The sequence below is a fragment of the Pseudomonas oryziphila genome (assembly GCF_003940825.1).
Taxonomy (GTDB): domain Bacteria; phylum Pseudomonadota; class Gammaproteobacteria; order Pseudomonadales; family Pseudomonadaceae; genus Aquipseudomonas; species Aquipseudomonas sichuanensis.
In genome coordinates, this window is sequence record NZ_CP034338.1 from 3,623,424 (window position 1) to 3,647,459 (window position 24,036).

At 62.7% G+C, this 24,036-nt stretch carries 31 protein-coding genes and 2 tRNA genes; 23 read left to right on the forward strand and 10 right to left on the reverse strand.

What is annotated here, in order from left to right; translation table 11 throughout:
• Window positions 1-65 precede the first annotated feature (65 nt).
• The 8 genes from EJA05_RS17005 to csrA all read left to right on the forward strand — a co-directional run bounded on the left by EJA05_RS17005 (window position 66) and on the right by csrA (window position 5,808).
• Window positions 66-368: a DUF1883 domain-containing protein gene (locus EJA05_RS17005; protein ID WP_046855131.1), complete on the forward strand. Its 303-nt coding sequence runs from the start codon at window positions 66-68 to the stop codon at window positions 366-368.
• Between the two features lie 7 nt (window positions 369-375).
• On the forward strand, window positions 376-546 hold the full coding sequence (locus EJA05_RS28275; RefSeq protein ID WP_167409850.1) for a hypothetical protein: 171 nt from the start codon (window positions 376-378) through the stop codon (window positions 544-546).
• A 36-nt stretch (window positions 547-582) separates the two neighbouring features.
• The gene (locus EJA05_RS17010; protein WP_125859133.1) at window positions 583-1,668 is read left to right on the forward strand and encodes an NAD(P)H-dependent flavin oxidoreductase; all 1,086 of its coding nucleotides are present in this window, start codon (window positions 583-585) and stop codon (window positions 1,666-1,668) included.
• Window positions 1,669-1,751: 83 nt separating this feature from the next.
• The gene (gene modA / locus EJA05_RS17015) at window positions 1,752-2,510 is read left to right on the forward strand and encodes a molybdate ABC transporter substrate-binding protein (protein ID WP_125859134.1); all 759 of its coding nucleotides are present in this window, start codon (window positions 1,752-1,754) and stop codon (window positions 2,508-2,510) included.
• Entirely contained in the window at window positions 2,510-3,190 is a 681-nt protein-coding gene (gene modB / locus EJA05_RS17020) for a molybdate ABC transporter permease subunit (RefSeq protein WP_125859135.1), read from the forward strand. Before modA ends, modB begins: the two co-directional genes overlap by 1 nt.
• Window position 3,191: 1 nt before the next feature.
• Window positions 3,192-4,283, forward strand: coding sequence for a molybdenum ABC transporter ATP-binding protein (gene modC / locus EJA05_RS17025; protein ID WP_125859136.1), 1,092 nt, complete (start codon window positions 3,192-3,194; stop codon window positions 4,281-4,283).
• A 56-nt stretch (window positions 4,284-4,339) separates the two neighbouring features.
• Window positions 4,340-5,359 (forward strand): DNA topoisomerase IB, encoded by a 1,020-nt coding sequence (locus EJA05_RS17030; RefSeq protein WP_125859137.1) that lies wholly within the window; start codon window positions 4,340-4,342, stop codon window positions 5,357-5,359.
• A 251-nt stretch (window positions 5,360-5,610) separates the two neighbouring features.
• Window positions 5,611-5,808 carry a carbon storage regulator CsrA gene (gene csrA / locus EJA05_RS17035; protein WP_110995367.1) on the forward strand — a complete coding sequence of 66 codons (198 nt, stop codon included), beginning with the start codon at window positions 5,611-5,613 and terminating at the stop codon, window positions 5,806-5,808.
• Between the two features lie 71 nt (window positions 5,809-5,879).
• On the opposite strand, the gene EJA05_RS17040 is transcribed toward csrA, so the two are convergent.
• The 4 genes from EJA05_RS17040 to EJA05_RS17055 form a co-directional block, all read right to left on the reverse strand.
• Window positions 5,880-6,251 carry a response regulator gene (locus EJA05_RS17040; RefSeq protein WP_125859138.1) on the reverse strand — a complete coding sequence of 124 codons (372 nt, stop codon included), beginning with the start codon at window positions 6,249-6,251 and terminating at the stop codon, window positions 5,880-5,882.
• A 12-nt stretch (window positions 6,252-6,263) separates the two neighbouring features.
• Complete coding sequence (locus EJA05_RS17045; RefSeq protein ID WP_125859139.1) at window positions 6,264-7,709, reverse strand: ATPase domain-containing protein; 1,446 nt, start codon at window positions 7,707-7,709, stop codon at window positions 6,264-6,266.
• Window positions 7,710-7,715: 6 nt separating this feature from the next.
• Window positions 7,716-8,873 carry a two-component system sensor histidine kinase NtrB gene (locus EJA05_RS17050; protein ID WP_223277152.1) on the reverse strand — a complete coding sequence of 386 codons (1,158 nt, stop codon included), beginning with the start codon at window positions 8,871-8,873 and terminating at the stop codon, window positions 7,716-7,718.
• A 62-nt stretch (window positions 8,874-8,935) separates the two neighbouring features.
• Window positions 8,936-9,244 (reverse strand): hypothetical protein, encoded by a 309-nt coding sequence (locus EJA05_RS17055; RefSeq protein ID WP_125859140.1) that lies wholly within the window; start codon window positions 9,242-9,244, stop codon window positions 8,936-8,938.
• Window positions 9,245-9,347: 103 nt separating this feature from the next.
• Between EJA05_RS17055 and EJA05_RS17060 the strand changes: the two genes are divergently transcribed.
• The 3 genes from EJA05_RS17060 (at window position 9,348) to EJA05_RS17070 (ending at window position 10,257) form a co-directional block, all read left to right on the forward strand.
• Window positions 9,348-9,560 carry a hypothetical protein gene (locus tag EJA05_RS17060; protein ID WP_125859141.1) on the forward strand — a complete coding sequence of 71 codons (213 nt, stop codon included), beginning with the start codon at window positions 9,348-9,350 and terminating at the stop codon, window positions 9,558-9,560.
• A 93-nt stretch (window positions 9,561-9,653) separates the two neighbouring features.
• Window positions 9,654-9,738: transfer RNA gene (locus EJA05_RS17065), tRNA-Leu, on the forward strand.
• A gap of 105 nt (window positions 9,739-9,843) precedes the next feature.
• Window positions 9,844-10,257 carry a DoxX family protein gene (locus EJA05_RS17070; RefSeq protein WP_125859142.1) on the forward strand — a complete coding sequence of 138 codons (414 nt, stop codon included), beginning with the start codon at window positions 9,844-9,846 and terminating at the stop codon, window positions 10,255-10,257.
• A gap of 30 nt (window positions 10,258-10,287) precedes the next feature.
• On the opposite strand, the gene EJA05_RS17075 is transcribed toward EJA05_RS17070, so the two are convergent.
• On the reverse strand, window positions 10,288-10,476 hold the full coding sequence (locus EJA05_RS17075) for a hypothetical protein (RefSeq protein ID WP_110995372.1): 189 nt from the start codon (window positions 10,474-10,476) through the stop codon (window positions 10,288-10,290).
• 226 nt (window positions 10,477-10,702) lie between these two features.
• Here EJA05_RS17075 and EJA05_RS28585 point away from each other — a divergent pair, with 226 nt between their 5' ends.
• Entirely contained in the window at window positions 10,703-10,828 is a 126-nt protein-coding gene (locus EJA05_RS28585; RefSeq protein ID WP_267285390.1) for a hypothetical protein, read from the forward strand.
• A gap of 128 nt (window positions 10,829-10,956) precedes the next feature.
• Here the strand turns inward: EJA05_RS28585 and EJA05_RS17080 are convergent, their stop codons facing one another.
• Window positions 10,957-11,313 carry a VOC family protein gene (locus tag EJA05_RS17080; protein WP_125859143.1) on the reverse strand — a complete coding sequence of 119 codons (357 nt, stop codon included), beginning with the start codon at window positions 11,311-11,313 and terminating at the stop codon, window positions 10,957-10,959.
• 368 nt (window positions 11,314-11,681) lie between these two features.
• On the opposite strand from EJA05_RS17080, the gene EJA05_RS17085 reads away from it, so the two are divergent.
• Both EJA05_RS17085 and EJA05_RS17090 read left to right on the forward strand, forming a co-directional pair.
• Complete coding sequence (locus EJA05_RS17085; protein WP_125859144.1) at window positions 11,682-12,110, forward strand: RDD family protein; 429 nt, start codon at window positions 11,682-11,684, stop codon at window positions 12,108-12,110.
• A 129-nt stretch (window positions 12,111-12,239) separates the two neighbouring features.
• Window positions 12,240-12,434 carry a hypothetical protein gene (locus tag EJA05_RS17090; protein WP_125859145.1) on the forward strand — a complete coding sequence of 65 codons (195 nt, stop codon included), beginning with the start codon at window positions 12,240-12,242 and terminating at the stop codon, window positions 12,432-12,434.
• Window positions 12,435-12,647: 213 nt separating this feature from the next.
• Here EJA05_RS17090 and EJA05_RS17095 read toward each other — a convergent pair.
• Both EJA05_RS17095 and sohB read right to left on the reverse strand, forming a co-directional pair.
• A tRNA-Cys gene (locus tag EJA05_RS17095) sits at window positions 12,648-12,721 on the reverse strand.
• Between the two features lie 145 nt (window positions 12,722-12,866).
• Entirely contained in the window at window positions 12,867-13,886 is a 1,020-nt protein-coding gene (gene sohB / locus EJA05_RS17100; protein WP_125466226.1) for a protease SohB, read from the reverse strand.
• A 198-nt stretch (window positions 13,887-14,084) separates the two neighbouring features.
• Here sohB and EJA05_RS17105 point away from each other — a divergent pair, with 198 nt between their 5' ends.
• The 4 genes from EJA05_RS17105 to EJA05_RS17120 all read left to right on the forward strand — a co-directional run bounded on the left by EJA05_RS17105 (window position 14,085) and on the right by EJA05_RS17120 (window position 17,227).
• Window positions 14,085-14,798, forward strand: a complete 714-nt coding sequence (locus tag EJA05_RS17105; RefSeq protein WP_125859146.1) for a histidine phosphatase family protein — start codon at window positions 14,085-14,087, stop codon at window positions 14,796-14,798.
• 54 nt (window positions 14,799-14,852) lie between these two features.
• The gene (locus EJA05_RS17110) at window positions 14,853-15,170 is read left to right on the forward strand and encodes an SCP2 sterol-binding domain-containing protein (RefSeq protein ID WP_125859147.1); all 318 of its coding nucleotides are present in this window, start codon (window positions 14,853-14,855) and stop codon (window positions 15,168-15,170) included.
• Window positions 15,171-15,358: 188 nt separating this feature from the next.
• Window positions 15,359-16,426, forward strand: coding sequence for a phosphotransferase family protein (locus EJA05_RS17115; RefSeq protein WP_125859148.1), 1,068 nt, complete (start codon window positions 15,359-15,361; stop codon window positions 16,424-16,426).
• 33 nt (window positions 16,427-16,459) lie between these two features.
• Window positions 16,460-17,227 carry an SDR family oxidoreductase gene (locus EJA05_RS17120; RefSeq protein ID WP_125859149.1) on the forward strand — a complete coding sequence of 256 codons (768 nt, stop codon included), beginning with the start codon at window positions 16,460-16,462 and terminating at the stop codon, window positions 17,225-17,227.
• A 3-nt stretch (window positions 17,228-17,230) separates the two neighbouring features.
• Here EJA05_RS17120 and EJA05_RS17125 read toward each other — a convergent pair whose 3' ends face one another.
• Window positions 17,231-18,052, reverse strand: a complete 822-nt coding sequence (locus EJA05_RS17125) for a class I SAM-dependent methyltransferase (RefSeq protein ID WP_125859150.1) — start codon at window positions 18,050-18,052, stop codon at window positions 17,231-17,233.
• 138 nt (window positions 18,053-18,190) lie between these two features.
• Here EJA05_RS17125 and EJA05_RS17130 point away from each other — a divergent pair, with 138 nt between their 5' ends.
• On the forward strand, window positions 18,191-19,264 hold the full coding sequence (locus EJA05_RS17130; protein ID WP_125859151.1) for a helix-turn-helix domain-containing protein: 1,074 nt from the start codon (window positions 18,191-18,193) through the stop codon (window positions 19,262-19,264).
• Between the two features lie 8 nt (window positions 19,265-19,272).
• On the opposite strand, the gene EJA05_RS17135 is transcribed toward EJA05_RS17130, so the two are convergent.
• On the reverse strand, window positions 19,273-19,623 hold the full coding sequence (locus tag EJA05_RS17135) for a hypothetical protein (RefSeq protein WP_125859152.1): 351 nt from the start codon (window positions 19,621-19,623) through the stop codon (window positions 19,273-19,275).
• Between the two features lie 235 nt (window positions 19,624-19,858).
• Between EJA05_RS17135 and EJA05_RS17140 the strand changes: the two genes are divergently transcribed.
• From EJA05_RS17140 to EJA05_RS17155, 4 genes are all read left to right on the forward strand, one after another.
• A complete protein-coding gene (locus EJA05_RS17140) occupies window positions 19,859-20,041 on the forward strand; it encodes a hypothetical protein (protein ID WP_125464635.1) in 183 nt (60 codons plus the stop codon).
• A 73-nt stretch (window positions 20,042-20,114) separates the two neighbouring features.
• Window positions 20,115-20,495, forward strand: coding sequence for a glycine zipper domain-containing protein (locus tag EJA05_RS17145; RefSeq protein ID WP_110995555.1), 381 nt, complete (start codon window positions 20,115-20,117; stop codon window positions 20,493-20,495).
• A gap of 167 nt (window positions 20,496-20,662) precedes the next feature.
• The gene (locus EJA05_RS17150) at window positions 20,663-22,492 is read left to right on the forward strand and encodes an SLC13 family permease (protein ID WP_125859153.1); all 1,830 of its coding nucleotides are present in this window, start codon (window positions 20,663-20,665) and stop codon (window positions 22,490-22,492) included.
• 115 nt (window positions 22,493-22,607) lie between these two features.
• Window positions 22,608-24,035, forward strand: coding sequence for a GGDEF domain-containing protein (locus EJA05_RS17155; protein WP_125859154.1), 1,428 nt, complete (start codon window positions 22,608-22,610; stop codon window positions 24,033-24,035).
• Window position 24,036 lies beyond the last annotated feature (1 nt).

Here is a 24,036-nt window from a genome sequence, read left to right on the forward strand (position 1 = left end):
CGCAAGTGTAGCCCCACATCGTGGTATCTTTCGCCTTTGCAGAAACAACCCTTGCGGAGCACCCCATGAAATTCGTACACCAGCGCGAGCACCTGAACGAGGACGATATCGTCGTCATCGAATGCTCCCAGCGCTGCAACATCCGCCTGATGAACGACGCCAACTTCCGCAGCTTCAAGAATGGCGGGCGACACACTTACCACGGCGGCCACTTCGAGAAGTTCCCGGCAAAAATCACCGTGCCCAGCACCGGTTTCTGGAACATCACCATCGATACCGTCACCACGCGCCCGATCTCGGTGACCCGCAAGCCGACCCTGACGCACAAGATCAAGATCATTCGCCGCTCCTCGTCGAAACTCGGATAACGCCCGCATGACCCAGACCATCAAGTATGTGATCAAGTACAAGCTCGACGGCGAACGCCGCTGGGATTTCGCCCTGATGCCCGATGCCTCCCTGGAGCAGGCGCAGCAGGCCCTGCGCAAGATCCACGGCGACGACGCCGAGAAGATCAGCGACATTCAGGTCAGCAAGGCCCTGTAAAACCGCCCCGATCCCGCCGCACTCTAGGAGTCGCCCATGAGCACCTGGCCAGACCGCCGCATCCTCGACCTGTTGAACATCGAGGTGCCCATCCTCCAGGCGCCCATGGCCGGCGCCAGCGGCTCGGCGATGGCGATTGCCGTCGGCAACGCCGGCGGCCTGGGCGCCCTGCCCTGCGCCATGCTGACCCACGACCAGCTACGAGGGGAAATCGAGGCCTTCCGCGCCGCGTGCAGCGGGCCGCTCAACCTCAACTTCTTCTGCCACCAGCCGCCAGCACCGGACCCCGAGCGTGACGCGCGCTGGAAGCAGGCGCTCAAGCCCTACTACGACGAGACCGGCGCCGACTTCGACGCACCCACGCCGGTGTCCAACCGTGCGCCGTTCGACGAGCAGAGCTGCCAACTGGTGGAGGCGATGCGCCCGGAGGTGGTCAGCTTCCATTTCGGCCTGCCTGCCGCCGAACTGCTGCAACGGGTCAAGGCAACCGGGGCCAAGGTGCTGTCCAGCGCCACCACGGTCGAGGAAGCCATCTGGCTTGAGCAGCATGGCTGCGACGCGATCATCGCCATGGGCTTTGAAGCGGGCGGCCACCGCGGCATGTTCCTCAGCGACGATATCAACAGCCAGATCGGCACCTTCGCCCTGGTACCCCAGGTGGCGGATGCCGTGGGCGTACCGGTGATCGCCGCTGGTGGCATTGCCGATCACCGCGGCCTGCTCGCCGCCCTCGCCCTGGGCGCCTCGGCGGTGCAGATCGGCACCGCCTACCTGTTCTGCCCACAGGCCAAGGTTTCGCCGGCGCATCGCCGCGCACTGGACAACGCCCCGGCCAGCGATACCGCATTGACCAACCTGTTCACCGGGCGCCCTGCGCGCGGCATCAACAACCGCATCATGCGCGAGCTGGGGCCCATGAGCGCACTGGCCCCGCATTTCCCCCTGGCAGGCGGCGCATTGATGCCGCTACGGGCGATTACCGACCCACAGGGCAACAGTGATTTCAGCAACCTCTGGTCAGGCCAGGCCCTGCGCTTGGGTAAACACCTCGACGCGGGCGAGCTGACACTTGATATTGCCAATGAGGCGCTTAATATCTTGACCCGTAGATCAGCTTTTTAGCCGCACCGCTCTTCCCGACGGATGGCTTATCGCTATATAGTCAGCACCATAACGATAACCATCCGTCCCTAGGAGCCTTCTCGATGCGTATTCGCCTGTCCCACCTGGCCGCCGCCACCCTGGCCAGCCTGTTCTCCCTCAACAGCGCCTGGGCCGATGAGGTCCAGGTTGCCGTGGCAGCCAACTTCACCGCGCCCATCCAGGCCATCGCCAAGGATTTCGAGAAGGATACCGGCCATAAGCTGGTCGCAGCGTACGGCGCCACCGGCCAGTTCTACGCACAGATCAAGAACGGCGCGCCGTTCGAAGTGTTCCTCGCCGCCGACGACAGCACCCCGGCCAAGCTCGAGCAGGAAAAAGAGACCGTTGCCGGCTCGCGCTTCACCTACGCCATCGGCACCCTGGCACTGTGGTCGGCCAAGCCCGGCTACGTCGACAGCAAGGGCGAGGTGCTGAAGAAAAACGACTTCAAGCACCTGTCCATCGCCAACCCCAAGACCGCCCCTTATGGCCTGGCCGCCACCCAGGTGCTGGACAAGCTCAAGCTGACCGAGGCCACCAAGGCCAAGCTCGTCGAAGGGCAGAACATTACCCAGGCGTTCCAGTTCGTTTCCACCGGCAATGCCGAGTTGGGCTTCGTCGCCCTGTCGCAGATCTACAAAGACGGCAAGGTCGAGACCGGCTCGGCCTGGATCGTCCCGGCCTCGATGCACGAACCGATCCGCCAGGATGCGGTGATCCTGAACAAAGGCAAGGACAACCCGGCGGCCAAGGCGCTGGTCGACTACCTCAAAGGCCCGAAAGCAGCCGCCGTGATCAAGTCCTACGGCTATGAAATCTGATGCCGCTCGACGCCAGTGACCTGGGTGCGATCTGGCTGACCATCAAGCTGGCCAGCCTGACCACTGCCATCCTGCTGGTGGTGGGCACGCCCATCGCCTGGTGGCTGGCACGCACCCGCTCCTGGCTGCGCGGGCCGATTGGCGCGGTGGTGGCGCTGCCCCTGGTGCTGCCACCGACGGTGATCGGCTTCTACCTGCTGCTGATGCTTGGCCCCCATGGCTGGATCGGCCAGGCCACACAGGCGCTGGGCCTTGGCAGCGTGGTGTTCAGCTTCGCCGGGCTGGTGATCGGCTCGGTGGTGTACTCCATGCCGTTCGTGGTCCAGCCTCTGCAAAACGCCTTCAGCGCCATTGGCCAGCGCCCGCTGGAGGTGGCCGCGACCCTGCGCGCCAGCCCCTGGGATACCTTCGTCCATGTGGTGCTGCCGCTGGCACGCCCCGGTTTCATCACCGCCAGCATTCTAGGCTTCGCCCATACCGTGGGCGAGTTCGGCGTGGTGCTGATGATCGGTGGCAATATCCCCGACAAGACCCGCGTGGTTTCGGTGCAGATCTTCGATCATGTCGAGGCCATGGCCTATGACCAGGCCCACTGGCTGGCCGGGGCCATGCTGCTGTTCTCCTTCCTGGTGCTGCTGATGCTTTACGCCGGCCGGCGTGGCAAGGCTGGCTGGAGCTGAAATGAGTGCTTCGATACAGGCGCGCCTCACCCTTGCGCGCGACGATTTCACCCTGGATGTCGACCTGCACTTGCCCGGGCGTGGCATCAGCGCGCTGTTTGGCCATTCCGGCTCGGGCAAGACATCGTGCCTGCGTTGCCTGGCGGGCCTGGAACGTGCCACCAGTGCCTACATCGAGGTCAACGGCGAGGTCTGGGAAGACAGTGCGCGTGGGCATTTCATTGCCCCGCACAAACGCCCTGTGGGTTATGTGTTCCAGGAAGCCAGCCTTTTTGCGCACCTGTCGGTGCGCGGCAACCTGGAGTTCGGCTGGCGCCGCATCGCCCCCAGTGAGCGCAAGATCAAGCTGGAGCAGGCGTGTCAGTTGCTGGGCATCGGTCATCTGCTCGAACGCAAGCCTGCAACCTTGTCGGGCGGCGAGGCACAACGTGTCGGCATCGCCCGGGCGCTGCTCAGCAGCCCGCGCCTGTTGCTGATGGACGAGCCCCTGGCGGCCCTGGACAGTGCGCGCAAGCGTGAAATCCTGCCCTATCTGGAGCGCCTGCATGACGAGCTGGATATCCCGCTGATCTACGTCAGCCATGCCCAGGATGAAGTTGCGCGCCTGGCCGACCACCTGGTGCTGCTGGAGCAGGGCAAGGCCCTGGCCAGCGGCCCGATCGGCCAGACCCTGGCACGCCTGGACTTGTCGCTGGCCCAGGGCGAGGATGCCGGCGTAGTGCTCGAAGGCGTGGTGGTCGGCCATGACCCGCACTTTGAGCTGTTCGACCTGCGCTTGCCCGGCGGCGAAGGTCCGCTGTTGCGCATCGCCCATCCTGACTTGCATGTGGGCAGCACCCTGCGGCTCAAGGTGCAGGCCCGCGATGTAAGCCTGGCGCTGAGCGCCGACGGCGCCTCGAGCATTCTCAACCGCCTGCCGGTGCAGGTGCGCGAATGCCACGCGGCAGACAACCCGGCCCATGTGATGGTAAGCCTGGACGCCAGCGGCAGCCCCCTGCTGGCGCGCATCACCCGCTACTCGGCAGAGCAACTCGGCGTGCAGCCGGGCCAGCACCTATGGGCGCAGATCAAGTCGGTGGCGCTGCTCGGTTGAGCAACGCCGCAGTAGCGATTGTCCATTGCTGCATGACCGCTCGATGGACTGCACCGATGCCCGACTGCCCGCCACCCGCCGCCCTGCACTATGTCGACGATAACCAGCCCGGATTGAGCCGGCGCCGGCGAGGCGAACGATTCCTCTACTTCGATGCCTTGGGCCGGCAGGTGCGCGATGCCGCGACCCTGGCGCGCATCGCGGCGCTGGTCATCCCGCCAGCTTATACCGAGGTGTGGATCTGCGCCGACCCGCTGGGCCATTTGCAGGCCACCGGCCGCGATGCCCGGGGGCGTAAACAGTACCGCTACCATCAGCAATGGCGAGAGCAGCGTGACCAGTACAAGTACGGCCGCCTGCTGGCCTTCGCCGAAGCCCTGCCCGCCTTGCGCAAGCGGCTGGACGAACACCTGGCCCGCCGCGGGATGGACCGGGAAAAAGTGATGGCGCTGGTGATCAGCCTGCTCGACGCAACGCTCATTCGCATCGGCAATCGGCAGTACCTTCGCGACAATCGCTCCTACGGGCTGACCACGCTGAACTGCCGTCACGTAAAGGTTCGGGGCAGCACCATCCGCTTTCAGTTCCGCGGCAAGCGCGGTGTCGAACACGACGTCACGCTGCAAGACCGACGCCTGGCGGCGCTGCTCAAGCGCTGCATGGAACTGCCTGGCCAGGCGCTGTTCCAGTACCTGGACGAAGGTGGGCAACGCCACAGCATCGGTTCGACCGAGGTGAACCAGTTCCTCCAGCAGTTGACCGGCGCCGACTTCACCGCCAAGGACTACCGCACCTGGGCCGGCAGCAGCCTGGCCCTGAGCCTGCTGAGGCCACTGGCCTGGGAGCCCGACAGCGAAGCCCGGCGCCAGGTGGCGGCAACCGTGCGCCAGGTGGCCAACCGCCTGGGCAATACCCCAGCCGTTTGCCGCCGCTGCTATATCCACCCTGCGTTGTTCGAGCATTTTCAGCTCGGGCGCCTGGCACAGTTGCCGCGAGCGCGCCGGCGCAAGGGTCTGGAGCCCGAGGAAGCGGCGCTGCTGGTTTTTCTGCAGGCACTGGACGCAAACGATCATTGAGCTCGGCTATTTCACTTATCAAACAAGGAAATTTCCCATATGACGTCAACCACCCTATCCTTGCCACCGAGCACCTCCGCTGATGGCCAGCATCATATGTCCACCAGCACCTGCAACTAGAGACAGGCATAAATTGTCTGACGGAGGAATTACTATCCGCCGAAAGCGTCTTTAATGGAAAGGAAGAGGGACAAAGCTCCCACCGTTGTGGTAAATGGCCCGGCGGTTTTTACATCACCAAGGAGAACTACATGCTGATACTCACCCGTAAGGTCGGCGAAAGCATCGTCATCAACGACGACATCAAAGTCACCATTCTGGGAGTCAAGGGGATGCAAGTGAGGATCGGCATCGATGCGCCGAAGGATGTCCAGGTGCACCGTGAAGAGATTTACAAGCGAATCCAGGCAGGCAGCCCTGCCCCGGAGAAAGGCGACGAGAAACACTGATCACCCAAGCATCAAGCCGCACGGACGCGTCTGATCGATTGCCCGCCCACGCGGGGCGCCCACCCTGAACCTCAGGTGCCCAGCAGTTCGCGCACCTTGGCGATCATTCTGTCCATGTCGAATGGCTTGTCGAACACCGCGGCGAACAGCTCGGGGCGGATCAGCTTTTTGTCGGCCTGCGCACCACTCATGAGAATGACCGGCAGGTGCGGCAGGTCCAGTTCGGTGCGGATAGCCCGCACGAGCTCCACACCATTCATGACCGGCATCATGTAATCGGTGATCACCAACTCCACATGCCTGCCTTTTTGCATCCCATTCAACGCCTCCAGGGCTTTGCGCCCGTTGCTGGCCTTTTCCACCTGATAGCCTTCGTCCTCCAGGGCGAAACCGAGGATATCGGCGATCAGGTACTCGTCATCGACGATCAGGATGGTGTTCATGGCGTCATCCCATCAGCGATCGCCCTGCGCGACCGCTGTGCCGCTGAGCACGCCACTTGCGCCATCGAAAGCCCGCCCCAGGGTGATCCCCTGCGGCCCCAGGTGCAGCGCCTGCAGCGTTGGGTCGTGCTCGCTGTCGCGCACCTTGATGATCGACAGCATGCGGTGCAGCTTGGCATCGAGTTCGGCGAAGCGCATCAACACCAGATTGTCGACGATGCTCGACAGGTCCGGTGCCGGCGCGGTGATCTCGGCGCCGAAAATATCACGCATCTCCCACGTGAGCAGGACGGTCACTTCACGCGCGCGCAGCTCACCGGTCAGGGCACGGAAGAACGCGTTCAAGCGCCCAGGCTCCAGCGCCAGGCGCCCGAACGCGCCGAGGCTGTCGATCACCACGCGCTTGGCGCCCAGCGCTCGCACCTGCTCCAGCAAACGTGCGCCTACCTCATCCAGCAGCCCCTCAGTGGTGGGTTGCCAACTGAGCTGCACGACCCCGTCGCGCTCCTGCCCGGCGATGTCGAAACCCAGTGCTTGAGCCTTGAGACGCAGGCGAGCGGGCGTCTCGTAGAACCCAAAGTGCAGCCCGGGTGCGTGCTCATCGGACGCTGCCAGAAACGCGATACCCAAGGCACTTTTGCCGACCCCGGACGGCCCCATCAGCAGGCTCACGGAGCCTTCAGCCAAACCGCCGCCAAGCATGCGATCCAGGTCGCTCACCCCGGTAGTGGCGCGGCTCAGCGCCTGCGCGCCAGGCTGGCTGGGGTGGCTGTACAGTGATTCCAGCCGCGGGAAGACCTGCAACCCTGCTTCGCTGATCAGGCATTCGTGGCGCCCCGACAACGCCGCGCTGCCACGGGTCTTGCGCAATTGGACATGACGTACCGCCGTGCTGCCAACCATGTGCTCGCCCAGCTCGATGACGCCATCGACCATGGTGTGCTCGGGGCTGCCCTCCTCCAGGCGTGCGCTGGTCAGCAGCAGGACGGTGCATCCGGCAAAAGCGGCATGCCCCTGCAATTCGGAAACAAATTTTTTGGTGTCGAGGCTGGTTTCCGCCCGCGAGCGGGCGTTGAGCAGGCCATCGACGATCAACAGGCTGGCCTGCTGCCGGGCAATCTCCTGGCGCAGCAACCGCACTACGGCATCGAGGCCATCCTGCTCAAGGGTGTCGAAAGCGCTGACGAACTGAATGCTGTCGCCCACCAGCGTCTGATCGAAAAACGTCAGGGTCGACAGGTACTGGAACAACCGCTCATGGGATTCACTGAGCAACGTGGCCACCAGCACCCGCCCGCCTTCGCGAACATGGTTGCAAGCAAGCTGGTTGGCCAGGATGGTCTTGCCCGAGCCCGGATGCCCCTGGACGATATAGGACGCCCCCACCACCAACCCACCCTTGAGCAGGGCATCGAGGCCTTCAATGCCGGTGGCCAGTCGCTTGAGCTGTTCAACCATGATTTTTTACTCGCCTGTCTGCGGTTGGTCATCGGGGCATGCCGGCAGATACAGGCTCATGCAGGTCCCCTTGCCGGGCCGGCTGGCAACGCGGATGGCGCCATTGCTCTGCCTGGCGAACCCATAGGCCTGGCTGAGCCCCAGACCGGTGCCTTTGCCGAAAGGTTTGGTGGTGAAAAACGGCTCGAAGATACGTGGCAAAACCTGCGGATCGATTCCCTCGCCGTCGTCCCGCACGTCGAAACGCACGTAGCGCCCTTGCAAGCCCTCCACTTCACCGGCCAGCTCCACACTGTCGACCACCAGGTCAATCCGTCCCGCCGTGCCGATCGCATCCCGGGCATTGAACATCATGTTCAGCAGCACCATCTGCAACTGCCCGGCATCCACTTCAATGGCAGGCAGCTCTGCCTGGATCTGCTCGACAAGCTCGATGTCGGGAGGCAACGCATGTTCCGCCAGTGCGCGAATGGACCCGGCCACCTGGGCAGGCGAAATCCGCGCGACACTCAGCTGCCGATAGCGGGCAAAGCTGAGCAGTTGCTGGGTCAGCTGGGTGCCCCGCTGCCCGGCATCGAGAATGTGTTCGAGCATACGCCGGGTGCGGCCGGGGTCCTGACTGTTGATAGCCAGGCGCGCGGAACTGAGGATGATGGTCAGCAGATTGTTGAAGTCGTGGGCCAGGCCGCCGGTCAGTTGGCCGAGGGCCTCGAGTTTCTGTGCCTGGAACAGCTGGGCGCGCATGGCGTCCAGTTGCAGCGCGGAATCCCGGCGATCGGTGATGTCGCGCGTGACCTTGGCCAGGCCGATGATCTGGCCCTGCTCGTCGCGAATGACGTCCATCGCGGCCAGGGCCCAGAATTGCGTGCCATCCTTGCGTACGCGCCAGCCCTCATCCTGCGCCACTCCTTGCTCCAGGGCCTGGCGCAACAGGCGTTCGGGGCGGCCGTCGGCACAATCTTCGGCGGTGAAGAACAGAGAGAAATGCTTGCCTATCACCTCGTCGGCGCGATAGCCCTTGATCCGTTGGGCACCGGCATTCCACGACACCACATGGCCATCTGGGTCGAGCATGTAGATGGCATAGTCCACCACCGCCTGAACCAGCTGTTCATAGCGCGCTTCGGGCATCACTGACTGGGCGGGCCGGTCCGTTGCTGGCATGCGAACTCCCCAAGCACCGCGATAAGGACATACTGAGCGTAGTCAAAAGTCCTGCAAGCACCCTACTCCATGCGACGACCGTCAACTCCAGGCTCACGCAATGTCGGCACCAGCCTGCGTGGCATTGCCACTTTGAGCAGCCACAGGCCCACCAGTAAGATCACGGCACCGCCGCCCACGGCCATGAGCCGTTGAGACGCCGAATGCAATTCATCCAGGCCCAGCACCACAAGATAGCTACCCAGCCCCATCAGGCCGACGAAGAGGAAGGCTGCCAGCAGGCAAACCAGCAACAACAACACACGCCAAAACAGCTTCGGGCGCACAACACGCCCTGCTGCGCTGGCCTGGCCTGAGGAAAACGGGGGCATCACGGCTTACTCACTTGGATCCAATGGCGCAAAGGTGGCGCAATGACAGCCTGCTGTCAATTGGCCTATAGTGGCACCTCGCTTACCTGCAAGGATGCACCACATGCGCTCGAATCAACGTCTGCAATTGCTTCAGGACGACCTGCTGCACACTGCTGCCGAAATCGACACACTGTGCCAGGCACTGGACGGCCACGCCCTGTATCTGCGTCATTCAATCCATAAGACTGATGCTCGGACCATGGACAACCATGTCCACGACTTGCGTGATTCTGCCTGTGAGCTGCGCGGAATCGCCCACACCATCACGCCCTGAACCTGCAGGCTGGTTGACGCTTCTATAACAATGGGTTATAAAGCGCGCTTGATTGCCAAGGCCATCTATCAATGAGGCGCGGCGATCAACAGTGCGAGTGTGGTGGAATTGGTATACACAGCAGACTTAAAATCTGTCGGCGTGAGCCTTGCGGGTTCGAGTCCCGCCACTCGCACCATCTGTTTTCGATGAAGGCGCCCTTGCGGCGCCTTTTTCATGCCCAGCGGAATTCCGCCTGGCAGCTGCTAGAGTGGAAACTGTCCCCGTCCATCGGAGCGCCGCCATGCGCTATGCACTGCTCGAAGGCCAACGCGACTTCATTCTGCTGCTTGCCCGAATCTTCCTGATGATCCTGTTCGTACTCGCGGGCTGGGGCAAGCTGACCGGCTTCGAGGGCACGGTCGGCTACATGACCTCCCTCGGCGCACCGGCCCCGATGCTGACTGCCGGGGTGGCGGTGATCATGGAGTTCCTGGTCGCCATCCTGCTGATCCTCGGCTTCTATACCCGGCCACTGGCGCTGCTGTTCGCCCTGTTCGTGCTGGGCACAGCGCTGCTCGGCCACCCGTTCTGGAACATGGTCGACCCTGAACGCAGCGCCAACATGACTCAGTTCCTGAAAAACCTGAGCATCGTCGGCGGCCTGCTGGCACTGGCCGTCAGCGGCCCCGGGCGTTTTTCGCTCGACCGCCACTGACCGCCGGATCAATACGCGATTGCTGCGACGTCAATCGTCGCAGTCATCGTGCCAGGCCGGGTGATCCTCCTCGTCATCGAAATCATCCTGCAGCTCCTCGTCTTCCTCGACTTCATCCAGCGCCCCCTGCGCATCCGCCTCAGGGTCGAAGCTGTCGTGAAATTCGTGGTCAAGCAGATGGTCGTGCTCGGGCTCTGGCAAATCGTCTTCTTCGTACATCACACACTCCACACACTACAGGCCGCCTGTATAGGCGCTTCGGCGCCAGCGGTCAATGCAGCGGGTAGTTAACCCTGACTTAACCGACCAGGCGCAACCTCAAGGCTCTCCCTTCAAGCACGTTCCAGCCCGCCGGCCCCGGCGGGCTTTTTTTGCCTGAGCCCAGCCGTGCTGATGCGCTTGGCCGCTTCCGACGACCACCGCAGAACAGGATGAAAGTAGAGTCGTGGCCATCGGCGCAGCATTGCATGGCCTCGCCATCGAAGAAACAAGCCGCGCCGACGCAATAGGCCTGAAGCGCTACGCAGTAGAAAGACGCATGATTGATGAAAAATTCAGTAACGGTTATTGAAACCTGACTTACCGAGCCTTCACAAAATTCTGACATCTGTAACGGCAGACTGGCCTTGCTTCGATACGTTCTGTTTAACCCGCCTAGATGGCGGGTTTTCTTTTATTCGCTGTTTCTGCCTGGTCGCTTCAATCCACAGAAGTCCAGACCGCGAGCTCGTAACCATCCGGATCGATGAAGTGGAACCTCTTGCCGCCGGGAAATGCGAACACCGCCCTGCTGATCCTTGCCCCTGCAGCCTCAAGCCGATGTTGCGTTTCTGCCAGATCATCCGCATACAGGATCACCAGTGGGCCACCAGGCCTGACGGGCTCACCCGTGGTGAAACCGCCCGTCAATCGCCCATCCGTAAATTCGGTATAGGTCGGGCCATAGTCCACGAACTGCCAGTTGAAAACCGCACCGTAGAACGCCTTGCTGCGGTCAATATCGCTGACATTGAATTCGATATTGTCGATCTGATGATCCTTGCCTCTGGTTGCCATGTTTCACCTCCTTGTTAATGGCGGGAATCTATCACACCTGGGCCATTTCCAATTTCCAGGCATCCTTCTTGTTGATGAGGGCAATCTAGCATTGCAGCGCCACAGCACAAGAATCTCGCGACTCAAGGATAAACGTCAGCCAGCCGCTGCCGATACAGCAAGACCCACCTCAATACGTGCATGCTCGAAATGCCTCACTCACGACGAACGCCCAAGCCAGGTCCTGCGCCACTCATTTTTACCAGTGTACTTCGCGACTGTAGCGCGCCGTTGCTACGAACTGTTCAACGAGCGCAATTTCAGTAACCCCAAGCCGGTTAACTCCTGGGCCCTACTCATTCGCTATTTACCACAACACGGAGCACCTGATGGAAGTCTCAAGGACGTCCCTTCTGATGAAACGCATAGGGGCGTACATCATCGACTACGGAACAATTGTTCTTCTCGGCCTATGGCTCACCCAGCAAGAACGTCTGTTGTTCGCAGGGCTTGAACTGGTCTTTGTCTACCTATTCCTATATCCGCTATGGGAATGGCTTCTTAAAGGCAGGACACCGGGGAAGCTTGTATTTGGGCTGACCGTCATCAACGGAGCAGGTGGCCCACCTACGCTTGTACAAGCCCTGATTCGAGGATTCACCAGACACATCGAGGCTCCGCTAGGGATCATAACGATCTTCATCTATGCGCAGTCCGCACGATGCCAACGAGTCGGTGACATGCTCTCTAGAACCTATGTCATACCGACCAAGGATCTAGCTCTGCTCCGCGCAACGATGCAGGCGTCAACCCTTTGACATTGCATGCAACCCAAGCCCGGCCAAGCGCCGGGCTTTTCGTTCGCCGCTTGCCAACAACCGCCACAAGCATCACGCCCATCTGGTCTACCCTTACCCCTTCCAACCACTCACGCGAAGGGTGCCGAGATGCCCGAGAATGAGAAGCGAAGGTTTGCCGAGGCGCTGGAGCACTGGGCGGAGGCTGTTGATGCGATCCGCGCGCGAGAACGTGCCGAGGCCATTGCCTGGGCTGAGGAGCTGAAGAAGGCGCATCTCACGCGGGCACTTCATGCCAGTGACCTGGGCAGGCACCACGCTTGGAAGCATCGCGGTGAGGGGTGAGCGCCAGATCAAAAGCCCTGTGCGGGGCTGGGCGACTGACTTAGGGCACTCGAAAGAAGGAATCAGCGAGCGGGTTTACCGCCGTGTCGACGCCGTCAGCCCCACCAAGTAATGCGCTGATGCGGAAACGATGCCTGATTATGCGGAAATGATCGTCTTTTTCGACCCACAAAGAAAAGCCCCGCAGACGTTAATCTGCGGGGCTTTCGAATATGGAGGCCGAGGTCGGAATCGAACCGGCGTAGACGGATTTGCAATCCGGAGCATAACCACTTTGCTACTCGGCCTCAAAGTCGGAGTCAGCTTTCGCTATCTCCTTGAAACTGCTGGGCTTTTTCAAGTTCAGCTGCGTTTCGATGGAGGCCATTATGTCGGCAATCGATTGACCTTGCAACCCCCTTCAAGAAAAAAATCTTCAAGGGGTTCAAGGTGTTAGCGAAGGCGCCCAAGTTTGCTCCACAGCCCTACCAGCGTGTTCTCCATCGCGCCACTGGCAGCCACGCCAATACGCTCCTGCAGGCTCTTGCGCTCGGCAAAACGCAAGTGGAATACATTGGCCTCGCGGGCGCTGCGGCTCAGGTACTCGTCGCTGGTGCCAAGCTCATCGACCAGTTGGCGGTTGAGAGCGGCAATGCCCAGCCAGACTTCGCCGGTCGCCACTTCATCGATGTGCAATTGCGGACGGTAGCGGGCAACGAAATCCTTGAACAGCTGATGGGTGATGTCGAGGTCTTCCTGGAACTTCTCCCGGCCCTTTTCGGTGTTCTCGCCGAACACCGTCAGGGTGCGCTTGTATTCACCTGCCGTGAGCACCTCGAAATCAATATCGTGTTTCTTCAGCAAGCGGTTGATATTGGGCAATTGCGCCACCACGCCGATCGAACCGAGCACGGCGAAGGGTGCGCTGACGATCTTCTCGCCGATGCAGGCCATCATGTAGCCGCCGCTGGCGGCGACCTTGTCGATGCAGATGGTCAAGGGAATGCCGGCTTCACGAATGCGCGCCAGCTGCGAAGCCGCCAGGCCGTAGCTATGCACCAGACCGCCGCCGCTTTCCAGGCGCAGCACCACTTCGTCACGTGGTGTGGCCAAGGTCAACAGCGCAGTAATCTCGTTGCGCAGGCTTTCGGTGGCCGAGGCCTTGATGTCGCCATCAAAGTCGAGAACGAACACCCGGCGTTTCTGCTCGGGCTTTTTCTTCTTCTGTTGCTTCTCGTCCTTCGCCTGCTGCTTGCGCAGCGCCTTGAGCTCGCCTTTGTCGAGCAGGCCCGACTCCAGGCGCTCACGCAGCTCTTTATAGAATTCGTTGAGGCGGGTGACCTGCAATTGCCCACCCGGCTTGCGCCGCCCCTTGCCGCGCAGACCGGCGATGGCCGACAACACCATCAGGATGGCGATCACCAGCGTTGCGGTTTTGGCGAGAAAGCTTGCGTATTCGGCAAGAAACTCCACGTTGACTCCTTGATAGACCAGCGCCAGACAGGCACGAAATGCTTGCAGCATACCGGGCTGCCTGGGCTGCTGCCAGCCATCGACAACGCCGGCAACACAGTTCAAACGACCTTTTCAAACGCTTGTATGTTTTTTCGTTGACAGCCTTGGCAGGGCATCCTAACCTCGCTGCAACCTCCAACCGGGCCGGACAACTTCGTGGGCAACCTCTACCTGATCCGACATGGCCAAGCCTCTTTCGGTGCCGCCGACTACGACGTCCTCTCGGCCGTAGGCGAGCGTCAGAGCCTGGCGCTGGGCGAGCACCTCGGCCAACTCGGGCTGCGCCTGGATCGTTGCGTCGCTGGCAGCCTGCGCCGCCAACAGGATACCGCCCGCCTGGCACTGCAAGCCTTGCACGCCAACGGCAGCCAGGCCCCTGCCATCGAGACCGACCCGGCCTTCAACGAATTCGATGCCGACGGGGTGATCCGCGCCCTGCTCCCCGGCCTGCTGGCCGATGAGCCCGAAGCGCTGCACGTACTGCGCAACGCTGCGCAGAACCGCAGTGAGTTCCAGCGCCTGTTCGCCTTGATGGTACAGCGCTGGCACGCGGGCGAGCATGCCCACGACGACAACCTGGAAACCTGGCAAGCCTTCACTGGCCGGGTGGGTGACGGGCTGCAGCGGTTGCTCGACAGCGCTGCCAGCGGTGAAAACATCGCCCTGTTCACCTCGGGTGGCACCATTGCCGCCCTGCTCCACCTGACTTGCGCAATCACGCCGGCACAGGCCTTCGCCCTGAACTGGCAGATCATCAACACGTCGCTCAGCCACCTGAAGTTCCGTGGCCGTGACGTGGTACTGGCCTCCTTCAACAGCCAAGCCCACGTGCAGCTGCTGAGGGCGCCGGAGCTCATCACCTACCGATGAGCCCGGCCTGTTTTGTCCCTGCGGACTTGAATATCACTTAATAAGGAAAACACCATGAGCGATGTAGCAAAAGCCGTCGAGGCAATGAAAGCGAAATTCAACCCCGCCGCTGCCGCCGGCCTGGACCTGGTGTTCGGCTTCAACATCACCGACGAAGACAAGCACTACGCGCTGCTCGTCAAGGATGGCACCTGCGAGATCCAGGAAGGCGAGAACGCCGATGCCAACTGCACCCTGGTGCTGGACAGCGAGACCCTCAAGGACATCGTCAGCGGTGACACCGATGGCATGCAGGCCTTCATGGGCGGCAAGCTGCGCGTCGAAGGCGACATGATGCTGTCGATGAAGCTCAGCGAGCTGTTCCCGGCCTGATCGGCAACGCGAACTGCGAATGAAAAAACCGAAGCGTCCTGCGCTTCGGTTTTTTTTTGCCTGCCCAGCATCAAGGCCATTGATCGCCCGGCAACACCCCGACCAATAAGCGCCTGGCACGCTTGTACCAACAGCCATGGGAAATTAGATTAGCCAATAGTCCTTGTTATTGATCATAAGGAAATCGCATGACGATCACCGATCAGTCCACCCAGGTCCGCCCCGGCGAAGAACTCGATGCCGCCGTCATCGATCCCTATCTGAAGGATCACATACCCGGCCTTGAAGGCCTGCCGACCATCAGCCAGTTCCCTGGTGGCGCCTCCAACCTTACCTACCTGCTGGCCTACCCGCAGCGGGAGTTCGTGCTGCGCCGCCCGCCGTTCGGGCACAAGGCCAAATCGGCCCATGACATGGGCCGTGAGTTCCGCATCCTCAACCGGCTCAACGAAGGCTTCCCTTACTGCCCCAAAGCCTACGTGCACTGCACCGACGAATCGCTGGTCGGCGGTGAGTTCTATGTGATGGAGCGGGTCAACGGCATCATCCTGCGCTCGGATATCCCGGTCGAACTGAACCTGGACCCTGCCCGCACCGAAGCCCTGTGCAAGAGCTTCATCGACCGTTTGGTCGAACTGCACCAAGTGGACTACAACGCCTGCGGGCTGGCCGACCTGGGCAAGCCGGAAGGATATGTGCAACGCCAGATCGAAGGCTGGGCCAGCCGCTATGAAAAAGCCCTGACGCCCGATGCGCCGCGCTGGGAGCAAGTCATTGCCTGGCTGCGCGAAAAAATGCCGGCCGACCACCCGCGCCCTGGCATCGTGCACAACGATTACCGCTTCGACAACGTCATCCTCGACAGCAACAACCCCATGCGCATCATCGGCGTGCTGGACTGGGAGATGGCCACCATTGGCGACCCACTCATGGACCTGGGCAACAGCCTGGCCTACTGGATCGAGGCCAGCGACCCGGCACCGGTGCAACTGATGCGCCGCCAGCCCAGCAACGCACCAGGCATGCTGACCCGCCAACAGTTCGTCGACTACTACGCCGAGCGCGCAGGTATCACCCTCGACAACTTCGACTTCTATTACTGCTATGGCCTGTTCCGCCTGGCCGGCATCGTGCAGCAGATCTACTACCGCTTCTTCCACGGCCAGACCCAGGACAAACGCTTCGCCCAGTTCATCCACATGAACCGCCTGCTGGAGCAAATGAGCCTGCAACTGATCGACAAATCCCGCCTGTAAACCCGGCAGCGACAGACAACAAGGAATACAAGCATGTCCAAGACCCAGCTGTTCGACCTCGATGGCAAGATCGCATTCGTCTCCGGCGCCAGCCGCGGCATCGGTGAAGCCATCGCCCACCTGCTGGCCCAACAGGGCGCCCATGTGATCGTCTCCAGCCGCAAGCTCGACGGCTGCCAGCAGGTGGCCGAGGCGATCATCGCCGCTGGCGGCAAGGCCACCGCGGTGGCCTGCCACATCGGCGAGATGGAGCAGATCCAGCAGGTGTTCGCCGGGATCCGCGAGCAGTTCGGCCGCCTCGATATCCTGGTCAACAACGCCGCCACCAACCCGCAGTTCTGCAATGTGCTGGACACCGATCTGGGCGCCTTCCAGAAGACCGTCGACGTGAACATCCGCGGCTACTTCTTCATGTCGGTGGAGGCCGGCAAGCTGATGCGCGAGCACGGCGGCGGCAGCATCATCAACGTGGCCTCGATCAACGGCGTGTCACCCGGCCTGTTCCAAGGCATCTACTCGGTGACCAAGGCGGCGGTGATCAACATGACCAAGGTGTTCGCCAAGGAGTGCGCACCTTTCGGTATCCGCTGCAACGCCCTGCTGCCGGGCCTCACCGACACCAAGTTCGCCTCGGCACTGGTAAAGAACGACAGCATCCTCAACGCCGCCCTGCAACATATCCCGCTCAAGCGCGTGGCCGACCCGAGCGAAATGGCCGGCGCCGTGCTGTACCTGGCAAGCAGCGCGTCCAGCTACACCACCGGCACCGCACTGAATGTCGATGGCGGTTACCTGTCCTGAGGCTCAGCCCTTGAGCGCCTGCAGCGTGTAGCTCAGCGGCAGGCGCCAGGGGGCTTCGATCAGGCGCCACTCACCGTCGGCGCCCTTTTCCATCTGCCCCGGCAACGCCTCCCAGGGGATGCTCTGGTGCTCCTCAAGGGCGGTCAGCCGCAGGCCATTGCCCAGCAGTGCGCTGATCACCTCGCCCAGCCCGTGGTTCCACTCATGGGTCTCGGTCTGGGCCAGCGCCTGGTCGGTGTCCACGTAGGTCTGGTCGCTGTGCCACACCGTGGGCGCTTCACGCTCGAAATACGGGTAGTCCAGTTGCAGCCGGTCCTGATGGTCCTCGTTGACGGCCATCAGCATCGGATGGCCATCGCGCAGGAACAGGCGCCCGCCCGGCTTGAGCAAGGCCGCCACCGTGCGCGCCCAGCGCTCGATGTCAGGCAACCAGCACAAGGCGCCGATGCCGGTGTAGACCAGATCGAAGCTGCCTGCCGGCAGCACCTGCTCGGCACGATAAACGTCCGCCTGCACATACTCGATGCACGCGCCACAGCGCCCGGCCAAACTGCGCGCCTGCGCCAGCGACGCCGCCGAGAAATCCAGGCCCCAGGCCTGGGCGCCAAGCCGAGCCAACGACAGGGTATCGGTACCGATATGGCATTGCAGGTGCACCGCGCGCAAACCGCGAAGCTCGCCCAGCCTCGGCAGGTCGAAACGCACGACCTCGGACAGGTGTCCGGGGTCGCGGACGAATGTCTCGACTTCATAATCCTTCGAGGCCGCGTGCAGCGGCGCGCGCTCATCCCAACTGGCGCGATTGAGTTCCAGTGATCGGCTCATGCGGTAGTACATCCCTGTCCTGATGGAGTCGGCTGCCACGTTAACCGCCCCTGCTCAGGCACGGCAATACCCGTCAACCTCAGGTTGACAGCTCAGGTATACTGCGGCCTTCGGCCCCCGCCCAAGGATCCAGCACCCATGACGGAAAACAGCTTCGCCTTTCGCCTCAAGGAACTGCTCGAACACCACAAGCTGACCCTGCAAGCGGTTGGCACGGCCCTGGGGATATCGCGCACTGCAGTGCACAAATGGACACGCGGCGGCGAGATCGACTACGACAACCTGCGCAAGCTGGCGGACTTTCTCAAGGTCAACTGGATCTGGCTGCGTTACGGCGAGGAAGCCCTGCACAGCGTGCAGCAGGCCGAGGTGGTCGAGCTGCCGATGACCGATGTGCGCCGACGCTACACCGCCGAGATCATGGAGAGCGAAATGCGCATGAAGCTGGCCCAGGAAGGCGCGCGCATCGTCACCTGGGAGTGGAATCTGGTCAGCGACGAGGTCACCTACTCACCCAACGTCGAGGCGGTGTATGGCTGGCCGGTACGGCGCAACGAGGATTTCTGGGCCCATATCCACGCCGACGACGCCCGCCACATGCAGGGCATGTACGCCCAGGCGGTCGCGCAAGGCACTGGCTGCGAGTGTGATTTTCGCATCACCCGGCCCGATGGTAGCCAGCGCTGGATCGCCTCGCGCGCGACGGTGCTGCAGGACAGCGTCGGGCGCCCGGTGAAAATGGTCGGCATCAGCATGGACAACACCGAGCGCAAGGTCGCCGAAGAACACCTGCGCCAGAGCGAGGAACGCTTTCGCGCGATCTTCGAACTGGCGTGGGGGGCATTGGCCTATATCGACCCGGACGGCACCTGGCGACGGGTCAATGGTGGCCTCTGCGAATTGCTGGGCTACAGCGAGGCCGAGCTGTATGCCATGACCTTCCAGCAGTTGACCCACCCCGACGACCTGCCGGGCAACCTCGTGCTGCTAGGGCGCATGCTGGCCGGCGAAATCGAGCGCTATGAAGTGGAAAAACGCGTGCGGCACAAGGATGGCCGCTTTATCTGGGTGCGCGCGCGCACTTCGCTGCAACGGCATGCCGATGGCCAGCCGGAACATCTGATCAGCGTGTTCGAGGACATCGGTGCCGAGCGCGAAGAGCATGAACGTTTGCAGGCGCATATTGCCGGGCTGGAGGCGCGACTGCGCTGAGCGCAGCCTTACAGGCAGGTCGCCGCTGCCGCCCGGCGCTGCAGGGCCATGCCGTCATTGTGCTGGGCGTAGTAGTCCACCCGCGTGCCGCCGGCCTGGGCGTAGACATCGACGAACGATTCCGCCTCGCGGGTATACACGGTGAAACCGCCCGCCTTGCGCGCTTCAAGGTAGCCGCTGGCATCCACGCCAAAGGTCTTCTCTTCCTGCCAGCTGAACTGGATGCACTGGGCGACCACATCCGGGGTCTTGTGCGAGTCCAGGCGCGCGGTCGGCGCGCCGTTACGCGCTGCCTCCATGGTCGACGACGCACAGCCCACCAGCAGCAGCACCACAGTCATCGGCAGAATCGCTCGCATGTTCCATCCTCGGGACAAAAAAGAACGCGACTCTAGCACGGCAAACCAGGGTTCGGCGTCTGTCCCGAACTGATTCAGTACCAACCATGGGCACGACGTTTCGTCCATCCGCCCTGGCCTGGATGCCGCTTATCGCCAGGGCACCAATATTTTGCGGGGTAAAGAAACCAAATCGATCGACCAAGGTCTCAGCGAGTACCCGGTAAACCTTTACCGATCAAGGACCTATATCGTGATGACTCGCCTCGCAAGCCTTTCGCTGATCACCGCCGTGCTACTGCTTGGCGGCTGCTACAGCCACCACTACCACGACGATGATGATGGCTGGCGCGACGGTGATCGCGGCCACCGCCATCACCACCGCCATGATCGCGATGACGACGACGATCGTCAGTACCGTGACCGTTACCAGCGCTGAAGCGTCTTCCCAACCTTGATTCGCCGCCCGCAAGGCGGCACCCCACCCTGATGATTCCTCTGAGGTTCACAACATGCGTCTGACTCTGCCTTCCCTCGCCCTCGGCCTGCTGCTCTGCCAGGGTGCTTTCGCCGGTGACGGTACCGCGGCCATCGGCGGCGGCCTGGGCGGCGCCTTGGGTAACGTGGTCGGTAAACAGATCGGCGGCAGCACCGGCGCCGCCATCGGCGCAGGCCTGGGCGGCGCGGCAGGCAGTGCCGTCGGCGCACGCAAGGGCAACCGCACCGAGGCGGCTATTGGTGGCGGCCTGGGTTCGGCAGGCGGCTCGCTGATCGGCGGCAAGCTCGGCGGCTCCAACGGTTCGACCATCGGCGCAGGCCTTGGCGGCGCAGCCGGTGGCGCCATCGGCAACCACATGGGTGACAGCAACCGCAAGCACAAGCACCGTCACTGATCGACGCTGACACCCTCGCGGGCGGTGCAGGCTTGTTACATGGCCGCACCGCCCGCGATCGTTTCGCCCGGCAAAACATTGCAGCACGTCAACGACGCATTCGCGTCAAGCTGCCACACTAGGGCCATCGCTTTTCGCGCCCTTGTGTGAAGGAACACCCCCTCCCCATGAACCAAGAGTTGCTCTGGGTCCTCGGCCTGCTGGCCGTCGTCGTCGTGCTGTTCATCATCAACCGCCCACGCATGGACGTGGTTGCGTTGCTGGTGATCCTCATCCTGCCGCTCACCGGCATCCTTACCGTGGACCAGGCCCTGGCCGGTTTCAGTGACCCCAACGTGGTACTGATCGCTGCACTTTTCGTGATCGGCGAAGGCCTGGTACGCACCGGCATCGCCTACCGCATCGGCGAATGGATGAGCGAGCGTGCTGGCAACAGCGAGGCGCGCCTGCTGGTCCTGCTGATGGTCGCGGTGGCCGGCCTGGGCTCGGTGATGAGTTCCACCGGGGTGGTGGCGATTTTCATCCCGGTGGTGCTCAGCATTGCCGCGCGCCTGAAGCTCTCACCCAGCCGGCTGATGATGCCGCTGAGCTTCGCCGGGCTGATCAGCGGCATGCTAAGCCTGGTGGCCACGCCACCCAACGTGGTCGTGCATAGCGAGCTGATGCGCCACGGGCAAAGCGGCTTCGGCTTTTTCAGCTTCACCCCGTTCGGCCTGGTGGTGTTGGTGCTGGGCATCGGCTACATGCTGCTGACCCGCCACTGGCTCAATGGCGAAGTGCGCAAGGATGGCCGGGTGGAAACCCGCCGCACCCTGCTCGACCTGGTGCTGGACTACAAACTCAACGGCCGCGAACGCCGCCTGCGCATTCGCCCGCACTCGCCACTGATCGGCCATACCCTGGGCGAACTGGAACTGCGCACTCGGCATGGCGCCAACGTGGTCGGCATCGAACGCCAGCACAAGTTCACCACCCGGGTGATCGCCGCCGACTCGGGCACCGTGCTGCAGCAGGGCGATATCCTGCTGCTCGACCTGTTCGCCAACCGCGACGACCTGCGCAGCCTGTGCCAGACCATGCAACTGGAGCCGCTGCACTTCAAGGCGGCCTACTTCATCGACCAGTCCCAGGAACTGGGGATGGCGGAAGTGTCGCTGCCGCCAGGCTCGCAACTGATCGGCAAGAGCATCCTCGAACTTGCGTTCCGTACCCGCTACGACCTCAACGTGGTGGGGCTGCGGCGCGACCAGTTGGCCATCGAGGAACAGTTGGTTGAAGAAAAGCTGCGCCTGGGCGACACCTTGCTGGTAGTCGGCCCGTGGAAAGCGGTGCGCCAGCTGCAGGCCAAGCCCCGCGACTTCCTGGTGCTGAGCCTGCCGGCCGAGATCGACCAGGTGGCACCCGCAAGCGCCCGGGCGCCTTATGCCCTGCTGAGTTTGGCGGTGATGGTCGGGTTGATGGTCAGTGGCCTGGTGCCCAACGTGCTCGCCGCGCTGATCGGCTGCCTGCTGATGGGCGCGGGGCGCTGCATCGATATGAACAGCGCCTATCGCGCCATCCACTGGCAGAGCCTGGTGCTGATCGTCGGCATGCTGCCGTTCGCCCTGGCGCTGCAGAAGACCGGCGGCATCGACCTGGCGGTGGGCGCCCTGGTGAGCCTGCTCGGCGATGCCGGGCCAAGCGCGATTCTCGCCTGCCTGTTCGCTGTCACCGCAGTCATCGGCCTGTTCATTTCCAACACCGCCACGGCGGTATTGATGGCGCCGGTGGCCATCAGCACCGCGCAACAGCTGGGCATGTCGCCCTACCCGTTTGCCATGACGGTCGCGCTCGCGGCATCGGCTGCGTTCATGACCCCGGTATCGTCGCCCGTCAACACCCTGGTGCTGGGCCCCGGGCAGTACCGCTTTGCCGATTTCGTCAAGGTCGGGGTGCCGTTCACCTTGCTGGTGATGCTGGTGACCGTGCTGATGGTGCCATGGGTTTTTGGCTTGTAATCTGACACAGTATTCAGGAAATTCCCGGCGAATTGACATCAATTGGCGACTTGAAACAAACTGACGCGACTTTGCCCCAGGTGCCTACGGCCGTTTTCCTGGATTCCGTCTTCGCTTGTCGGTCGAGCTTATGGTGTCTCCAGTTCCGTCGCGCCTGCTGCCTTTAGCCATCCTGTTCGGCTTGACGCTCGCCCTGACACTTACGGGTATCCTGGCCAGGCCGATCGAATCCCTGTCGCTATTCTGGCCGGTCAACGCCGTGCTGGCCGGGGTCTTGCTGCGCAACCCGCGCCAGGCCACAGTGCTCGGCTTCGGCCTGATCTACCTGGGGATGGTCGCTGCCGACCTGGTCACCGGCTCCGCCTGGCAACCGGCCCTGTGGTTCAACCTGTGCAACCTTGGCGCCATCCTCAGCATCTGGTACCTGATGGCCCGTTTGCCACGGGTGCACAGGCGCCTGCGCACACCCCACGGCACCCTGTGCCTGTTCGGCGCCTGCGCTGTCGGTGGCATGGTGGCTGCCAGCCTGGCCTGCGTCATGGCCGCGCCGTGGTTCGAGCAGTCATTGCGCGCCACCTGGCTGGCCTGGTTCAGCGAGCAGTTCTCCACCAGCGTATTAGTCCTGCCGGTACTGCTCACCGCCCCCTCGCCCCGCGCCTTCACCCGCAGCGGCAGCCAGCCAATCTCCATGGCCCCTCTGCTGGTGTTGCTGGCCTCGCTGGCATTGAGCATCTTCTTCGGCGGGCCTGGGGCGATTGCCTTCCCGATCGCCGCCCTGCTGTGGTGCGCCTTGAGCTACTCGCCTTTTCTCGTTTCGTTGCTGACCCTCACTGCCGGCAGCACCTTGATCGTTGCCGTGGCGCAGAACCTCATGCACTTCAGCGTGCCGCAGAGCGAGCCGGGCGTGACCACCTTGATGTCGGCACGCCTGGGCATCGCCATGCTGGTGCTCGGCCCGCTGGTGGTGGCCTGCGTGAGCAATGCCAACCGCAGCCTGATGGCGCGCATGGCGCACCAGGCCACCATCGACCACCTCACCGGCACCCTCACCCGCAGCGCCTTCACCCGCCGCGCCAACGGCCTGCTCGACAGCCGTCAGCAGCAGGCTCCGGCCCTGCCGTTGACCCTGATGATGCTCGACATCGACCATTTCAAGACCATCAATGACCGCCACGGCCACGCGGTGGGTGACCTGGTACTGCGCCAGTTTGCCGACACCCTGCAGGACCAGTTGCATGACGGCGAGCTGTTCGCCCGCCTGGGTGGCGAAGAGTTCGCCATTGTCGTCCCGGGGCTGGCGCCGGAGTTGGCCAGGTTCACTGCCGAACGCCTGCGCCGTGCCGTTCAGGACCTGCAGTTCGCCCAGGCCGGGCAGCGCCTGCAGATCACGGTCAGTATCGGTATCGCCGGTTGCAGCAGTGACGTTGCCGCGCCCAGCCTCGACGTGCTGCTGGCCAGCGCTGATCAGGCGCTGTACCGCGCCAAGGCCCACGGCCGCAACCGTATCGAGCTGGCCGAGACCCAGCGCCAGATAGTGGTCTGAC

What these genes read in the sequence shown, in the direction of transcription:
- EJA05_RS17135 (WP_125859152.1), bottom strand. Translation starts at nt 19,623, where the DNA reads ATGCGAGCGATTCTGCCGATGACTGTGGTGCTGCTGCTGGTGGGCTGT.
- modC (WP_125859136.1), top strand. Translation starts at nt 3,192, where the DNA reads ATGAGTGCTTCGATACAGGCGCGCCTCACCCTTGCGCGCGACGATTTC.
- EJA05_RS17055 (WP_125859140.1), bottom strand. Translation starts at nt 9,244, where the DNA reads ATGCCCCCGTTTTCCTCAGGCCAGGCCAGCGCAGCAGGGCGTGTTGTG.
- EJA05_RS17150 (WP_125859153.1), top strand. Translation starts at nt 20,663, where the DNA reads ATGAACCAAGAGTTGCTCTGGGTCCTCGGCCTGCTGGCCGTCGTCGTC.
- EJA05_RS17045 (WP_125859139.1), bottom strand. Translation starts at nt 7,709, where the DNA reads ATGGTTGAACAGCTCAAGCGACTGGCCACCGGCATTGAAGGCCTCGAT.
- EJA05_RS17070 (WP_125859142.1), top strand. Translation starts at nt 9,844, where the DNA reads ATGCGCTATGCACTGCTCGAAGGCCAACGCGACTTCATTCTGCTGCTT.
- EJA05_RS28275 (WP_167409850.1), top strand. Translation starts at nt 376, where the DNA reads ATGACCCAGACCATCAAGTATGTGATCAAGTACAAGCTCGACGGCGAA.
- EJA05_RS17075 (WP_110995372.1), bottom strand. Translation starts at nt 10,476, where the DNA reads ATGTACGAAGAAGACGATTTGCCAGAGCCCGAGCACGACCATCTGCTT.
- EJA05_RS17030 (WP_125859137.1), top strand. Translation starts at nt 4,340, where the DNA reads ATGCCCGACTGCCCGCCACCCGCCGCCCTGCACTATGTCGACGATAAC.
- EJA05_RS17040 (WP_125859138.1), bottom strand. Translation starts at nt 6,251, where the DNA reads ATGAACACCATCCTGATCGTCGATGACGAGTACCTGATCGCCGATATC.
- EJA05_RS17085 (WP_125859144.1), top strand. Translation starts at nt 11,682, where the DNA reads ATGGAAGTCTCAAGGACGTCCCTTCTGATGAAACGCATAGGGGCGTAC.
- modA (WP_125859134.1), top strand. Translation starts at nt 1,752, where the DNA reads ATGCGTATTCGCCTGTCCCACCTGGCCGCCGCCACCCTGGCCAGCCTG.
- EJA05_RS17005 (WP_046855131.1), top strand. Translation starts at nt 66, where the DNA reads ATGAAATTCGTACACCAGCGCGAGCACCTGAACGAGGACGATATCGTC.
- EJA05_RS17010 (WP_125859133.1), top strand. Translation starts at nt 583, where the DNA reads ATGAGCACCTGGCCAGACCGCCGCATCCTCGACCTGTTGAACATCGAG.
- EJA05_RS17145 (WP_110995555.1), top strand. Translation starts at nt 20,115, where the DNA reads ATGCGTCTGACTCTGCCTTCCCTCGCCCTCGGCCTGCTGCTCTGCCAG.
- csrA (WP_110995367.1), top strand. Translation starts at nt 5,611, where the DNA reads ATGCTGATACTCACCCGTAAGGTCGGCGAAAGCATCGTCATCAACGAC.
- EJA05_RS17120 (WP_125859149.1), top strand. Translation starts at nt 16,460, where the DNA reads ATGTCCAAGACCCAGCTGTTCGACCTCGATGGCAAGATCGCATTCGTC.
- EJA05_RS17115 (WP_125859148.1), top strand. Translation starts at nt 15,359, where the DNA reads ATGACGATCACCGATCAGTCCACCCAGGTCCGCCCCGGCGAAGAACTC.
- EJA05_RS17050 (WP_223277152.1), bottom strand. Translation starts at nt 8,873, where the DNA reads ATGCCAGCAACGGACCGGCCCGCCCAGTCAGTGATGCCCGAAGCGCGC.
- EJA05_RS17130 (WP_125859151.1), top strand. Translation starts at nt 18,191, where the DNA reads ATGACGGAAAACAGCTTCGCCTTTCGCCTCAAGGAACTGCTCGAACAC.
- EJA05_RS17090 (WP_125859145.1), top strand. Translation starts at nt 12,240, where the DNA reads ATGCCCGAGAATGAGAAGCGAAGGTTTGCCGAGGCGCTGGAGCACTGG.
- EJA05_RS17140 (WP_125464635.1), top strand. Translation starts at nt 19,859, where the DNA reads ATGACTCGCCTCGCAAGCCTTTCGCTGATCACCGCCGTGCTACTGCTT.
- EJA05_RS17110 (WP_125859147.1), top strand. Translation starts at nt 14,853, where the DNA reads ATGAGCGATGTAGCAAAAGCCGTCGAGGCAATGAAAGCGAAATTCAAC.
- EJA05_RS17080 (WP_125859143.1), bottom strand. Translation starts at nt 11,313, where the DNA reads ATGGCAACCAGAGGCAAGGATCATCAGATCGACAATATCGAATTCAAT.
- EJA05_RS17060 (WP_125859141.1), top strand. Translation starts at nt 9,348, where the DNA reads ATGCGCTCGAATCAACGTCTGCAATTGCTTCAGGACGACCTGCTGCAC.
- modB (WP_125859135.1), top strand. Translation starts at nt 2,510, where the DNA reads ATGCCGCTCGACGCCAGTGACCTGGGTGCGATCTGGCTGACCATCAAG.
- EJA05_RS17125 (WP_125859150.1), bottom strand. Translation starts at nt 18,052, where the DNA reads ATGAGCCGATCACTGGAACTCAATCGCGCCAGTTGGGATGAGCGCGCG.